At 74.2% G+C, this 13,683-nt stretch carries 13 protein-coding genes; 10 read left to right on the top strand and 3 right to left on the bottom strand.

Going from position 1 to position 13,683, the window contains the following annotated elements; all coding sequences use genetic code 11:
* Positions 1 to 39 precede the first annotated feature (39 nt).
* Positions 40 to 1,125: an acyltransferase family protein gene (locus tag RNC47_RS13010; protein WP_311598451.1), complete on the bottom strand. Its 1,086-nt coding sequence runs from the start codon at positions 1,123 to 1,125 to the stop codon at positions 40 to 42.
* Between the two features lie 77 nt (positions 1,126 to 1,202).
* On the opposite strand from RNC47_RS13010, the gene RNC47_RS13015 reads away from it, so the two are divergent.
* Positions 1,203 to 1,838 (top strand): alpha/beta hydrolase family protein, encoded by a 636-nt coding sequence (locus tag RNC47_RS13015; protein WP_311598453.1) that lies wholly within the window; start codon positions 1,203 to 1,205, stop codon positions 1,836 to 1,838.
* Here the strand turns inward: RNC47_RS13015 and RNC47_RS13020 are convergent.
* On the bottom strand, positions 1,792 to 3,822 hold the full coding sequence (locus RNC47_RS13020; protein WP_311598455.1) for a hypothetical protein: 2,031 nt from the start codon (positions 3,820 to 3,822) through the stop codon (positions 1,792 to 1,794). The genes RNC47_RS13015 and RNC47_RS13020 overlap by 47 nt on opposite strands.
* A 264-nt stretch (positions 3,823 to 4,086) precedes the next feature.
* Here RNC47_RS13020 and proB point away from each other — a divergent pair, with 264 nt between their 5' ends.
* The 5 genes from proB to RNC47_RS13045 all read left to right on the top strand — a co-directional run bounded on the left by proB (position 4,087) and on the right by RNC47_RS13045 (position 9,279).
* Positions 4,087 to 5,208, top strand: coding sequence for a glutamate 5-kinase (gene proB, locus RNC47_RS13025; protein ID WP_311598457.1), 1,122 nt, complete (start codon positions 4,087 to 4,089; stop codon positions 5,206 to 5,208).
* Positions 5,209 to 5,321: 113 nt separating this feature from the next.
* Complete coding sequence (locus tag RNC47_RS13030) at positions 5,322 to 5,825, top strand: hypothetical protein (protein ID WP_394814769.1); 504 nt, start codon at positions 5,322 to 5,324, stop codon at positions 5,823 to 5,825.
* Between the two features lie 73 nt (positions 5,826 to 5,898).
* Positions 5,899 to 7,185, top strand: a complete 1,287-nt coding sequence (locus tag RNC47_RS13035) for a glutamate-5-semialdehyde dehydrogenase (protein ID WP_311598459.1) — start codon at positions 5,899 to 5,901, stop codon at positions 7,183 to 7,185.
* 49 nt (positions 7,186 to 7,234) lie between these two features.
* Positions 7,235 to 8,026: an SCO2584 family spore wall biosynthesis protein gene (locus tag RNC47_RS13040; RefSeq protein ID WP_311598461.1), complete on the top strand. Its 792-nt coding sequence runs from the start codon at positions 7,235 to 7,237 to the stop codon at positions 8,024 to 8,026.
* Between the two features lie 158 nt (positions 8,027 to 8,184).
* Positions 8,185 to 9,279 carry an SCO2583 family membrane protein gene (locus RNC47_RS13045; protein WP_311598462.1) on the top strand — a complete coding sequence of 365 codons (1,095 nt, stop codon included), beginning with the start codon at positions 8,185 to 8,187 and terminating at the stop codon, positions 9,277 to 9,279.
* Here the strand turns inward: RNC47_RS13045 and RNC47_RS13050 are convergent.
* The gene (locus RNC47_RS13050) at positions 9,245 to 10,426 is read right to left on the bottom strand and encodes a M48 family metallopeptidase (protein WP_311598464.1); all 1,182 of its coding nucleotides are present in this window, start codon (positions 10,424 to 10,426) and stop codon (positions 9,245 to 9,247) included. The genes RNC47_RS13045 and RNC47_RS13050 overlap by 35 nt on opposite strands.
* Before the next feature lie 149 nt (positions 10,427 to 10,575).
* Between RNC47_RS13050 and RNC47_RS13055 the strand changes: the two genes are divergently transcribed.
* The 4 genes from RNC47_RS13055 to rsfS all read left to right on the top strand — a co-directional run bounded on the left by RNC47_RS13055 (position 10,576) and on the right by rsfS (position 13,648).
* Positions 10,576 to 10,734, top strand: a complete 159-nt coding sequence (locus tag RNC47_RS13055; protein WP_311598466.1) for a hypothetical protein — start codon at positions 10,576 to 10,578, stop codon at positions 10,732 to 10,734.
* Positions 10,735 to 10,743: 9 nt separating this feature from the next.
* Positions 10,744 to 11,388, top strand: coding sequence for a nicotinate-nucleotide adenylyltransferase (gene nadD / locus RNC47_RS13060; RefSeq protein WP_311598467.1), 645 nt, complete (start codon positions 10,744 to 10,746; stop codon positions 11,386 to 11,388).
* A 20-nt stretch (positions 11,389 to 11,408) separates the two neighbouring features.
* Positions 11,409 to 13,118, top strand: coding sequence for an LCP family protein (locus RNC47_RS13065; RefSeq protein ID WP_311598469.1), 1,710 nt, complete (start codon positions 11,409 to 11,411; stop codon positions 13,116 to 13,118).
* A gap of 83 nt (positions 13,119 to 13,201) precedes the next feature.
* Positions 13,202 to 13,648: a ribosome silencing factor gene (gene rsfS / locus RNC47_RS13070; protein ID WP_311598471.1), complete on the top strand. Its 447-nt coding sequence runs from the start codon at positions 13,202 to 13,204 to the stop codon at positions 13,646 to 13,648.
* The last annotated feature ends 35 nt before the right edge of the window (positions 13,649 to 13,683 follow it).

Raw genomic sequence — 13,683 nt, forward strand, 5'->3', positions numbered from 1 at the left:
GCGGCCTTCGGCGTCTCGGCGCTCCCGGCGTCCCGCGTCTCAGGCCCGGTCGCCGCGGCGGAACAGCCAGTCGAGCCTCGGCTCCATCACCGGCTTGAAGAGGCGCCGCACCGGCGGGGTGCAGAGCACGGTGATGACCACGGCCGCCACCGCGGTGGTGACCGGCAGCGCGAAGTAGATCCCGCTCATCCGCTCGCCGTCGTACCAGCCCCACTCGATGCTGGCCCTGGCGAGGAAGCCGTGCAGCAGGTAGCCGGAGATGGTGCCGGCGCCGAGCGCCGTGAACCACATCCGCCGGCCGGGCACCAGCGCGAAGAAGCAGGCGATCAGCACCACGGCGCAGCCGAACATCAGGAGCGTCATCACCGGGCCCATCCACCACGGTTCGCCGAACTCCTGTGCGGACTGCTTGTGGTAGAACCACTGGTACGGCAGCCGGGGCTCGGCCCAGTACGCCACCAGCAGCGCGCCGGCGAACACCGGCACCGCGAGCAGCCGCACCGCCGCGCGGCGCACCAGCTGGAAGTGCTCCTGCCGCAGGACCAGGCCCAGCACGAAGAACGGCATGAACTGCAGCACCCGCTGGATCTGCAGGTCGCTGCCGAGGGAGGGCGAGGCGGTGGCCACGGCCGCCACCAGCAGGGAGATCGGCAGCGGCCAGCGGACCGCCTTCCACACCGGCACGGTCAGCCGCCAGATGAACAGGGCCAGCAGGAACCACATCAGCCAGCGCGGCTCGAACAGGCCGACGTAGGTGTCGTCGTTCTCGCCGTCCGCGAGCCGGCGCAGCACCAGCGTGTAGGCGACCTGGAAGACCACGTACGGCACGAGAACGCCGGTGACCAGCCGCTGGACCCGGTCGGCGCGGCCGTCGAAGCTGCGGGACAGGTAGCCGGAGATCACGATGAACGCGGGCATGTGGAAGGCGTAGACCGCCATGTACAGCGCCGAGGCCACGCGCGAGTCGCCGCGCAGCGGCTCCCAGGCATGCCCGATCGCGACCAGGACGATGGCCAGGTACTTGGCGTTGTCGAAGAACGCGTCCCGCTGCTTGGCCCCGCCGGCGGCCTGCCGGGGTACGGCGGCGGTCTCCTGGGTTCCCGTGAGTTGTCGAGTCTCGTTCATCAATTCGGAACCATAGCGTCAGCCGGCGTTAAGGCGCGGCCGGGGGCGGCGGCCGCCGGCTGCCACAATCAGGGCCTATGACGCGAACTGTGCACACGCCCGTGGGAGACGCGCGGATCACCTGGCACGCCGCCGCCGGCGCCCGTGCCGTGCTGGCCCTCGGGCACGGCGCAGGCGGGGGCGTCGAGACCGACGACCTCCAGGCCCTGGCCGCCGCCCTGCCGGCCCGGGGGATCACCGTGGCGCTGGTCGAGCAGCCGTGGCGGGTCGCCGGCAAGCGCGTGGCGCCCGCGCCGCGGACCCTCGACACGGCGTGGCGGGCGCTCTGGCCGGCGCTGGCCAAGCCGGGCCTGCCGGTGCTCGCGGGCGGGCGCAGCGCGGGCGCGCGGGTGGCCTGCCGCACGGCGAGCGAGCTCGGGGCGCGCGCCGTGCTGGCGCTGTCCTTCCCGCTCCACCCTCCCCCAGCTAACGCTGGGAGGTGCCCCCATGGCCGCCCCGAGAAGTCACGGGCCGGGGAACTGACCGGGGCCGGGGTGCCGGTGCTCGTGGTGCAGGGCGGCTCCGACCCCTTCGGCCGGCCCGAGGAGTTCCGGGAGCTGCCGGCCGACGCGGAGCTGATCGAGGTGCCGGGGGTCGGGCACGGCCTGTCCGCGCCCGAGCCCCCCGTCATCCGGCGGATCGGCGACTGGCTGACCGCTCGGCTGGCTCGCTAGCCCGGCACTCGCTCTGTCCCTGTCCTTCCCCCTCGCTCTCCCGCTGCCGAGCCCGCCGGGCCTCGGCCGCCGCGTACAGGTCGTCCACGGCCGCCCGGAAGCGGACCAGCGACGGCGGCTCGGCCGGGCCGAGCAGGTACTCGGTGAGCTCGGCGCGGGCCACCGCCATCGTGTCGAGCGCCGGCTCTGCGACGGCGTCGAGCAGCGCCGGCAGCCCCGCCGCGTCGGGCGGCAGGATCGTCGCGGCCCGCACCGTGGGATTGGCGGCGCGGAACTCCTCCTCCGACAGGCCGCTGGTGTTGACGACGGCGTACGGCTTGCCGCTGGCCAGGAAGTCGGCGACGACGCTCGACACGTCGGCGATCAGCACGTCGGCCTGGTTGAAGCAGCTGTAGATGTCCGGCCGCGGGCCGGTCAGCACCAGGTGCGCGCGGTCCGACTGGGCCGCCCAGAACGCGGCGGCCGCGCCGGCCGCCTCCCCGATCCGCCCCGGCTCCGGCACGCCCTGCGCCGCCATCCGCTCCATGTCGTCGCCGCCAGGGCGTGGCGCGCTCCGCCGCGGCAGGTCGCCCCCGGCGCCGCCGGCCGCCGGGTCGGCCTCCGGCTGCCCGTCGACGGGCGTCGCCGCCGCGATGTGGGCGCGGATGGCGGCGTCGGCCGCCGCCGCGGCGCGGTTGACCGTGCCGGTCATGGGGTGCGGCTTGTAGAGCAGCCGGACCCGTGGGTCGCCGAGCAGCGCCCGGACGATGTTCTCGCCGGCCAGGATCACCGACGTGTTGCCCGGGTCGTCGGTCCAGCCCTCCCAGGTCGGCGCGTACAGCACCGTGATCGGACCCTCGGGCGGCGGCGGGCCCGCCGCCCTGCGGATCGGGGCCAGCTGCGGCCGGCCCACCTCCACCACGTCCCGGTCGTCGACCCCGACGTCCGCCAGCGCGTAGCGCCGCCGCGCCGCCGGGCCCGCCACCCACACCTCGTCGTACACCTTGGCGTACGGGTTGCAGCTGGACAGCTTGTCGCTCTCGCCGTGGTTGACGAACGCGTGCTTGATCGTGGGAATCCGCAGCACCTGCGAGGTCTTGGGCGCGTTGGCCGGGTGGATCAGCACCCGCAGCGACGAGTGTTCGAGCAGCATCAGGTGGGCGACCCTGGGCAGGCACACCACCGGCAGCTCGGTGGCCGCGATCTGCTGGACCATCGACCGCTCCCGCAGCACCACCATCGCCCTGCGGTCGAGCGCGGCCATCGTGGAGAGCCACATGTTGGCCTGGTAGGCGGTGCCCGAGCCGCCGGAGAAGTACAGGCCGACCTCGGGCCGGTACTCGGCCAGCCAGCGCCTGAACCACTCCAGCACCGCCTCCTCGCCCGGCGGCCGCCTGCCGGGCAGCAGCCAGGTCGCCAGCCGGGCGGCGGCCCCGGCGAGCAGCCCGAACGTGACGCCGACGCCGAGCAGCCCCCACAGCGCGCGCCCGGTGGCCACGGTGGCCAGCAGCCCGGCCGTCGCCGGCACGGACATCAGCGGGATCCGCCGGGCCGGGGCGGTCAGCAGCCGCGGCGGGGCGGGCGAGAGCCGCAGCTCGCCGGCGTCGATGTTCCTGGTGAGCACCGGCAGCGTGCGCTGCCGCCGCACCACCATCCCGATCGCCCGGCACAGGAAGTGCGCCGCGTAGCCGGCGAGCAGGCCGCCGACCAGCAGCAGGCGCGTCGCCCCGGCCACGTCCGTGAGGTGGAGCAGGCCGAGCACGAACAGCAGGTCCCGCAGTAGCTGTCTGACCGTCTCGTCGCAGCGGACCCGGTTGAGCAGCGACAGCGCTCCCGGGCGCCAGCGCCGCACCGCGAGTTCGAACGCGAGGCCGCCCGCGCCCGCCGCGCACAGCAGCGGCGCGTTCGGCAGCAGCGCGCCGAGGAACTGCGCGGTGAACAGGGCGAGCAGGGCGCCGGGGGCAAGAGCTTGCGTGCCGCGACGAGACGGCGATGCGACGGGCAAGGTGGGGCTCCCGTGGTGCGTCGTGGGGGTGTGCGAATGACAGAGCAGGTGACCGGCCGCAAGGCCATGAAAACCGGCGGCGGCGAGAAACGCGACCGAGGACGGACCCCGCGGCCGGGGACCGGGGGTCGGAAAAGGCGCGGCGGTGAACCGCGAGGTTACGGTTGTATGAGCGCAGCGGCGATCTTCGGGCACGCGGGGGTCGCGTAGATTACGCCCGACAGCTCGGCTCGACCGGGCACGAACGAACGCAGGGGTACCACGGTGGCAGCGGCACCACGGCAGGACGTCTCCGACGCCCGCAGGATCGTCGTCAAGATCGGCTCATCCTCGCTGACCACCGCGGCCGGAGGGCTCGACGCCGACCGGGTGGACGCACTCGTCGATGTGCTGGTGAAACAGGACGGGAGGCAGATCGTACTGGTTTCGTCCGGTGCGATCGCCGCAGGGCTCGCCCCGCTCGGCCTGTCGCGCCGCCCCTCGGACCTGCCCCGCCAGCAGGCCGCCGCCAGCGTCGGACAGGGCCTGCTGCTCGCCCGTTACACCGCCTCCTTCGCCCGCTACGGGCGGCGTGTCGGCCAGGTGCTGCTCACCTCGGACGACACCAGCCGCCGCGCCCACTACCGCAACGCGTACCGCACCCTCGACCAGCTGTTCACCATGGGCGTGGTCCCGGTCGTCAACGAGAACGACACGGTCGCCACCGACGAGATCCGGTTCGGCGACAACGACCGGCTCGCCGCCCTCGTCGCCCACCTGGTCCGCGCCGACCTGCTGGTGCTGCTCTCCGACGTCGACGGCCTCTACGACGGGGACCCGGCCAAGCCCGGCACCAGCCGGATAGCGGAGGTCAGCGGCCCCGAGGACCTGGCCGGCATCGAGATCGGCCGGGCCGGCCGGGCCGGCGTCGGCACCGGCGGCATGGTCACCAAGGTGGAGGCCGCCGCCATCGCCACCGGCGCCGGCATCCCCGTCGTCCTCGCCTCCGCCAGCCAGGCCGCCGACGCCCTCTCCGGCGCCCCCGCCGGCACCTACTTCCGGCCGACCGGGCGCCGCTCCGCAGGGCGGCTACTGTGGCTGGCCCACGCCTCGACCCCGCGCGGCTCCGTCACGCTGGACTCGGGCGCGGTGCGGGCCATCACCGAGCGCGGCAGCTCGCTGCTGCCGGCCGGGATCACCGGCGTGGCGGGCGACTTCACCGCCGGCGAGCCGATCGAACTGCTCGACGAGTCGGGCCACGCCGTGGCCCGCGGGCTCGTCAACTTCGACGCCCGGGAAATCCCCCGGTTGATCGGCCGCTCCACGCACGACCTGGCCCGCGAGCTCGGCCCGGCCTACGAGCGGGAGGTCGTCCACCGCGATGACCTGGTGCTGTTGCGGGCATGATCCCCTCGTCCGCCGTATACGTGACGGACACCCGGCCGGTGCCGGATCTGTGAAAGATCCAGTCTTTCCACCGAAGGTTCCGGGAAACGGCCCCCGCCGCGCCCCGTGAGCTGATGCACTCGACGGGTGGCTCTCCGCGCGTCACCCGCCAGGGAGCCAGCAGGCAGCAGCACGAGCACCACGTCAGGAGGCCGCCGGTGAGGCGACTGGCCAGCGTCCAGGGAGGCACCGGGGCGGTGGGGGAGGAGCAGCCGCGGGCCGACGCCCAGCAGCCCGCCGCCCGGCTGTGGCACATCACGCTCAGCGTGGCGGGACCCGCCGCGCCGTTGCAGGACGTCCGTCGCGGCCTCGAACGGCTGGCGAACGACCACCCCTTCCTGCTCACCAGCCGCTACGCCCGGGACCACGCCGAGATCAGGTACTGGGAGGAGGCCCGCGACCTGCACGACGCGGCGGCCGTCGCGCTGCGCCTGTGGGGGGAGCACCGGCGCACCGCGCAGCTGCCGCCGTGGGAGATCGTCGGCCTGGAGGTGATCGGCCGGGAGACCTACCACCAGCGCGTCGCCGAGGGCTACGGGCCGCCGCCGGCCGCACCCGTCGGCGTCCACCCGTTCTGACCCGGCCGGGCCGCGCGGACCGCCTCGTGGAACGGGTTCGGCCGCCGGCGCGCGGGCGACTACCCTGCACACCATGACCAGCAGCGTGCCCGCCTCCGCCGACTCGCCCGTGATCGCCACCGCCCGCCGCGCCAGGACCGCGGCCGCCGCCCTGGCGCCGCTGCCGCGCACCGCGCGGGACCGGGCGCTGCTGGCCGTCGCGGACGCGCTCGAGGCGCGGGCCGCCGAGGTCGTCGAGGCCAACGCCGCGGACCTGGCGAGGGCGCGCGAGGCCGGCACCAGTGAGACCGTGATCGACCGGCTCACCCTCACCGTCGAGCGGATCGCGGCCATCGCCTCCGACGTGCGGGACGTCGTCGCGCTGCCCGACCCGGTGGGCGAGGTGGTGCGCGGCTCGACCCTGCCGAACGGCCTGGAGCTGCGGCAGATCAGGGTCCCGCTCGGCGTGGTCGGCATCATCTACGAGGGCCGGCCCAACGTCACGGTGGACGCCGCCGTCCTGTGCCTGAAGTCGGGCAACGCGGCGCTGCTGCGCGGCTCGTCCTCCGCCTACGCCTCCAACGAGGCCCTGGTCGGCGTCCTGCGGGACGCGGTGGCCGGCGCCGGCCTGCCGGCCGACGCCGTGCAGCTGGTGCCGGGCACCAGCCGGGACTCGGTGCGCGAGCTGATGCGGGCCCGCGGCCTGGTGGACGTGCTGATCCCGCGCGGCGGCGCCTCGCTGATCGAGACCGTGGTGACCGAGTCCACCGTGCCGGTGATCGAGACCGGCACCGGCAACTGCCACGTCTACGTCGACGAGTACGCCGACCTGGACATGGCCGTCGAGCTGCTGGTCAACTCCAAGGCGCAGCGGCCCAGCGTGTGCAACGCGGCGGAGACGGTGCTGGTGCACGCCGGGATCGCCGACCGCTTCCTGCCGATGGCGCTGGCCGCCCTGACCGCGGCCGGCGTGACCGTGCACGGGGACGAGGCGTGGCGGAAGGCGGGGGACGGCGCCGGCGTCGAGGTGCTGCCGGCCACCGACGCCGACTGGGAGACCGAGTACCTGAGTTACGACATCGCGGCCGCCGTGGTGCCCGACCTGGACGCGGCCGTCGCGCACATCCGCCGCTGGACCTCGGGCCACACCGAGGCGATCGTCACCCGGGACGGCACGGTGGCGAAGCGGTTCGTCTCGCTGATGGACTCGGCGGCCGTGATGGTCAACGCCTCCACCCGTTTCACGGACGGCGGCCGGTTCGGCTTCGGCGCCGAGATCGGCATCTCGACGCAGAAGCTGCACGCGCGCGGCCCCATGGGGCTGCCCGAGCTGACCACCACGCGCTACGTGGTCACCGGCGAGGGTCACACCGTGGAGTGAAATCCGGATGGCCCTCCCCCTGGCCGCTTATTCGGCCTACGCTGGATGCGTGCCGGACGACGTGGGGGGCCTGCCGTCGCCGAATGGCGAGGGGCCCAACAGCGAGGACATCGGGGCCGCCGAGGAGGCGTTCGCCTCGGTGGTGCTGGACGAGGCATTCATCGAGGCGGCCGAGGTCCACGAGCCGACCGCGGCCGAGCGGATCCTCTACGCGGCTCTGGAGCGTGCCGAGTCCGAGGCCGAGGCCGAGTTGGAGGCCGAGGCGGGCGGCGAGATCGGGTTCTACCGGGACCCCGACCTCGACCCGGGATCCTCGGACGGCCTCGGCGGGTTCGAGCCGGGCGGCGCCCCGGCCGGCTTCCTCGACGACGACGATGACCCGGACGGCGAGGACCCGGACGACGAGGGCCGTTTCGACCGCTCCGACTACACCCGCTACCTGCCGGAACTGCCGGACGGCGAGTACGACGAGCAGGCGGAGCAGGACGAGTTGGCCTTCGGCGGGCCCTATCCGCCCTACGGCGGCGGCTATGGCGCGATACCCGGTTCCGGCGCCGCGGCACCGGGGCCCACGCCCGCCGAGGCGCCCGCCGGCTGGCGGCCGGTGCGCTGGCAGCGGCCGGTCGCCTGCGTGCTGGCCATGGTGATGGGCATCAGCGTCATCGCCTTCGCGCTGATAGCCATCCAACGCGCCGGCTCCGGGCCTTCACGGCTGCCCGGGCCGACGCCGCCGGCCCCCACCGAGCCCTCGGCCCCCGACGCGGCGGAGGAGGCGGAGGGAGAGGTCGGCGAGGGCTCGGCCGTGGAGGCCGAGTTCACCGACGAGGACGGCTCCCTGTAGCCCCCGGTGGGGCGTTGGGCGGCCGGACCACCCCATGACCGCCACGCGCTCGTGCCCGGGCGTGGCACCCGGCGGCGTGCGCCGGCGCACGGCGAGTCGGACAAAATCGCCGCCGACTGGGGCTGTTGACCGCCCTCTCGGAGATTTACGCTGGACAGGTGGCCGGGCGCACAGATCCTCCCGAGGGGATTCCCGGGGGCACCCCGGGAGCCGGGGACGAGGAGTACCAGTCGACCGTCTTCGACGAGTCGTTCGTCAAGGCTGCCCGGCTGCAGGAGTTCTCGGCGCAGGAGCGCCTGGAGGACCACACGACGGCCGTGCGCCGGCGCGACCCCGAGCCGGCCGGGGGCCGGGCGGTGCCCAGGCAGGGCATAGCGCTGGCGCTGATCATCCTGCTGGCCTTCGCGGCCGCCATCTACCTGGGCAACAACAACCCCTACGACGCCCCGGTCCGGCTCAACTCCGACCCGCCGGCCGCCGACACCGTCGTGCTGGTCCCCGAGGGCGACGTGCCGGGCGGCGCCGACGCCGAGGCGGCGTTCGCCGGCACCCCGGCCGCCGGCTACGGCATCGGCGCCGGCGGCGTCCACCTGCCCGATCCCCGGGCCACCGACCACTTCTCGCGCGAGCAGGTCCTCACCGCGCTGACCCTGGCCAAGGAGTACGTGGTGGCCAGCGCCCTCACCCCCGAGGTGCTCGGCGGCGACACGGTGACGCCGGTGCGCGAGCTGCTCGGCGCGGAGCAGCAGCGGCAGTTCGACAGCGCGATGCGCGGCCACGGCCTCCAGTCGGTGCCGACCGACTGGCTGGTCCGCTTCGACCCGGCCGAGGTCGCGCTGGCCGACGGGCAGGTCCGGGTGGACGGCGGGTTCACGTTCGTGGAGACCAACGACGACACCCTCCAGGTCACCGCCCGCCACGTCCTCGCCTACGCGCTGCGCGCCGCCGGCACCGGGGACGGCGCGCCGGCCACGGTCGCCGCGTTCACCGTGCAGCGGCAGCTGCGGCTGCAGTTCGGCCGGGAGGAGCTGCGCGACCGCAACGTGCTGGTGCGCGAGGTCGAGCTGATCGTCGGGCCGAGCGACTGCGCGCTCGACCCGTCGGACGCGCTGCGGCCGCTGCTGCCCGGCGAGCGGGCCGAGCCGCCGGCCGCGGCGCCCGTCGACCCGTTCGCGCTGGACGGCGGCCGGGCGGTGCTGTGCGGCGCGTACGCCCCGCTCAGCGATCCCCGGGAGGCGGCGCGGACCCACTAGGCCCACCGGGCCCGTCGTCCCCTCCGTCACCCGTACCGGCGCTCCCCGGGTCGGTGGTGCCCGCGCCCTTCGTGCCCGTGCCCCGGGACCTGCCCTGCCCGGTGGCGAAGTCCCGCAGCCGGCCGCCGAGTTCGCCGGCCCCGCCGGCCACGTCGCTGACCAGCTTCATCAGCGGGTCCCTGCTGGTGCGCACCCGCTCGCCGAAGTGCCCCGCCGACTCGCGGAACGCGCCGCTCACGGACGCGTCCTTGTCCCCGTCGCGGCGCGGGTAGTGGCCGTCCATGATCCGCTGGTAGTCGCGGCCACGGGCCCACCGGCGCAGCTCGGCGGCGCGCACCGCGGCGAACGGGTGGCTGCGCGGCAGCACGTTGAGGATCTTCAGCACGGAGTCCCGCAGGTCGCCGCCGGCCTCGTACTCCTCGGCCTGCGCCAGGAACGCCTCCACGTTCATCTCGTGCAGGTGGTTGCCGCCGGCCAGCTTCATCAGGGCGCGCAGCGACACCTCCTCGTCCTGACCCACCAGCAGACCGGCCCGGTCGGCCGAGAGCTCCGACTTGCGGAACCACTCGCGCAGCGCCGTGACGATCGCCATGATCGCGATGTTGCCCAGCGGGATCCAGGCCACCCGGACCGCGAGCGAGGTCAGGAACAGCAGGATGGTGCGGTACACCGCGTGCCCGGAGAGCGCGTGCCCGACCTCGTGGCCGATGACCACCCGCGTCTCGTCCTCGTCGAGCAGCTCCACCAGGCCCGTGGTGAGCACGATGATCGGCTGGTCCAGGCCGATGCACATCGCGTTGGGGTTGGGGTCCTGCGTGACGTAGAGCGGCGGCACCCGCTCCACGTCCAGGACCCGGCAGGCGTCGAGCAGCATCTCGTGCAGGTGCGCGAACTGCTCCTCCCCGACCCGCACCGAGTCGGAGAGGAAGAGCAGCCGCAGGCTGCGCTCGGGCAGCATGCCGCTGAGCGTCCTGAACACCGTGTCGAAGCCGGTGAGCTTGCGCAGCGCCACCAGCGCCGAGCGGTCGGCCGGGTGCTCGTACGCCCGGGAGGAGATGCCGGGGAAGCTCCGCCGCCCGCCGTCCCGCTCCACCGACTCCTCGGCTATGCCGTCCGTGCTGTCCGTTCCGTCCGCGTTGTCCGTCATCCGGCCCCCTCGGTCTGGTGCGCCGGACCCGGCCCGCGCCCGGCGCACCGCGCTCCGAAGCGGTGGGGGCGGGAGGCCGCGGCCGGCTCGTCCGCTTACGATGACCCTACGTTTCAGCCGTCAGTCACGTTCCCGGATAGGCCAGCCTCATGACGCTCTCCGCCTCGCCCGCCGCCGAAGCCCTGGTCACGCTCGCCAACGAGGGCGGCGGTCACGACAGCCTGAACCCCTACGCCATCGGCGGCGGCGCCCTGGGCGCGCTGCTGCTCCTGCTCTGGATCACGACCCGCCTCAACCGCGACCGCTAAGGTCGGCGCATGCGAGAGCGGATACCCCGTCCCAAGCGCCGGATCGGCGTGATGGGCGGCACGTTCGACCCCATCCACCACGGGCACCTCGTGGCGGCGAGCGAGGTCGCCGCGCTGTTCCACCTGGACGAGGTCATCTTCGTGCCGACGGGGCAACCCTGGCAGAAGGACCACAGGTCGGTCTCGCCGGCCGAGGACCGTTACCTGATGACGGTCATCGCCACCGCGTCCAACCCGCAGTTCTCGGTCAGCCGCATCGACATCGACCGCGGCGGCAAGACGTACACCATCGACACGCTGCGCGAGCTGCGGGCCGAGCACGCCGAAGCCGACCTGTTCTTCATCACCGGGGCCGACGCGTTGGCCCAGATCCTGGGCTGGCGGGACGCGGCGGAGCTGTTCTCGCTCGCCCACTTCATCGGGGTCACCAGGCCGGGGCACCCGCTGGCCGACCCGGGTCTGCCCAGCGGCGGGGTGTCGCTGGTCGAGGTGCCGGCGCTGGCGATCTCCTCCACCGACTGCCGCGAACGGGTCGCGAGGGGCGACCCGGTCTGGTATCTGGTGCCGGACGGGGTGGTGCGCTACATCAACAAGCGTGCCCTCTACCGGGACTGCGCGGAGGACGCGGAGGGACCGACACAGGCGGCGCGCTGAACGGCTGAAGGGCGGCACTGGTGAACGACCGACAGGACCCGTACGGGCAGTTCGGGCAGCCCGGGCAGATCTACGGCTACGACGAGTACGGCCGTCCGATCTACGGCACGGAGCCGCAACAGCCGCCCGCGCAGGGCGAGTACGACTACGGGTACGGCACCGGGGGACAGCAGGACTACGGCTACGGCTACGGTCAGGACACCGGCCAGCAGGCGCCCGTCCAGGACCAGGGTCACCAGCAGGGGCAGTATCCGCAACAGGACCAGTCCCAGGGCGGCTACGGGTACGGCTATGGCTACGGCTACGGCGGGGACACCAGCTACGGCACGGCGCCCGCCGGCCACGACACCGGCCAGCAGGCGCCCGTCCAGGACCACGGGCCGGAGCCGGCGGCGCCCACCGCCGGCCCCGCGCCGGCCACCCAGGACCCCCCGGCCACCCCGTCCGTGCCGCCCGCGCGCGGCGCGGAGCCCGCCGACGGCGAGTACCAGACCGAGCAGTTCGCCTTCGTCGAGGAGGAGGACGGCAAGGCCGAGGACGTCATCGACTGGCTGAAGTTCAGCGAGAGCCGCACCGAGCGCCGCGAGGAGGCCAAGCGCCGCGGCCGCACCCGTAAGCGGCTGCTGGTCGTCCTCCTGGTCCTGGCCGTCCTCGGCGGCGTCGGCTACCTGTACGCTACCGACCGGCTGCCGTTCCTCGCCGACTCCGGCACCGGCGGCGAGACCGCGACCGGCGCCCAGGTGCGGGACGTCGTGGTGGTCCACCTGCGGCCGCTGGACTCCGACGAGACCTCCACCGTGCTGCTGGTCGGCAATGAGACCACCGAGACCGGCACCACCCTGCTGCTGCCCAACGAGCTCTCCGTCACCCCGGACGGCGGCACCACCACCCTCGGCCAGGCCGTCGCCAACGAGGGCGCCGCCTCCGTCCGCGAGGCCGTCGGCGGGCTGCTCGGCGCCGACATCCAGGGCACCTGGCGCCTCGACACCCCCTACCTGGAGACCCTGGTCGAGCTGGTCGGCGGCATCACCCTCACCACCGACGCCGAGGTGCCGGGCGAGGACGGCGAGGACCCACTGGTGCCGCGCGGCGAGGACGTCCAGCTGGCCGGCCGGGCCGCCGTCGCCTACGCCACCCTGCGCGGCGAGGACGAGCCGGGCAGCGCCCAGCTGGCCCGCTTCGGCCAGGTGCTGCAGGCCGTGCTGGAGAAGCTGCCCGCCGACGAGGCCGGCGCCACCCGGGTGGTCGAGGGCCTCAACCAGATCGTCGACCCCTCGCTCACCGAGGACCAGCTCGGCAACCTCCTCGCCCGCCTCGCCGGCTACGCCCAGGGCGACGCCTACGAGACCACCCAGCTGCCGGTCGAGGTGGACGGCTCCATCAGCGACGAGACGGCCGAGGGCCTGGTCTCCGAGGTCCTCGGCGGCACCGTCAGCAACGCCGACCCGAACGGCGCGCCACGGATCGGCGTCCGGGACGCGAGCGGCGTCCAGGGCAACGCCGAGACGGCGAGGATCGCGCTGGTCAACGGCGGCTTCACGGTCGTGGACAGCCGCGCGGCCGGCGGGACCGAACCGTCCTCGCAGGTGGTGTACGGCGACGAGGCGCACCGTGAGACGGCCCTGGAGGCGGCCAGGACCCTCGGCCTGCCCGAGGAGGCGGTCACGCAGGGTGACGGCGCCGGAAATGTCGATGTGACGATCATCCTGGGAGAGGACTATGGAGGCTGACCGCTCCGGGGCCGTGTCAGCGCGGCGTGAGACCCTGGACGGGTGACGACGCCTGCCACCGAGCCGAGGAGACCACAGCACCAGTGACCGCCACGGACCGCGCCACCGAGCTGGTCGAGGTCGCCGCCCAGGCGGCGGCCGACAAGCTCGCGCACGACATCATCGCCTACGACGTCAGCGACGTCCTCGCCATCACCGACGCCTTCCTCCTCGCCTCCGCGCCCAGCGACCGCCAGGTCAAGTCCATCGTGGACGGGATCGAGGAGCGGCTGCTGAAGGACCTCGGCGTCAAGCCCGTCCGCCGCGAGGGCGAGCGCGAGGGCCGCTGGGTCCTCCTGGACTACGTGGACATCGTGGTGCACGTGCAGCACGCGGAGGAGCGGGTCTTCTACGCCCTGGAGCGGCTGTGGAAGGACTGCCCGGTCCTCGAGCTGCCGGCGGACGCCCAGGCCACGAAGGGCCGCGCCGCCGCCCACGCCGACGAGCACGAGGCCGCCCAGAGCGGCGCGCCGGGCGGTGAGCTCCGCTGAGCATCAGCAACGCCGGCAACGGCTCCCGCCGGATC

The sequence above is a fragment of the Streptomyces millisiae genome, from assembly GCF_031845425.1.
GTDB classification, from domain to species: domain Bacteria; phylum Actinomycetota; class Actinomycetes; order Streptomycetales; family Streptomycetaceae; genus Streptomyces; species Streptomyces millisiae.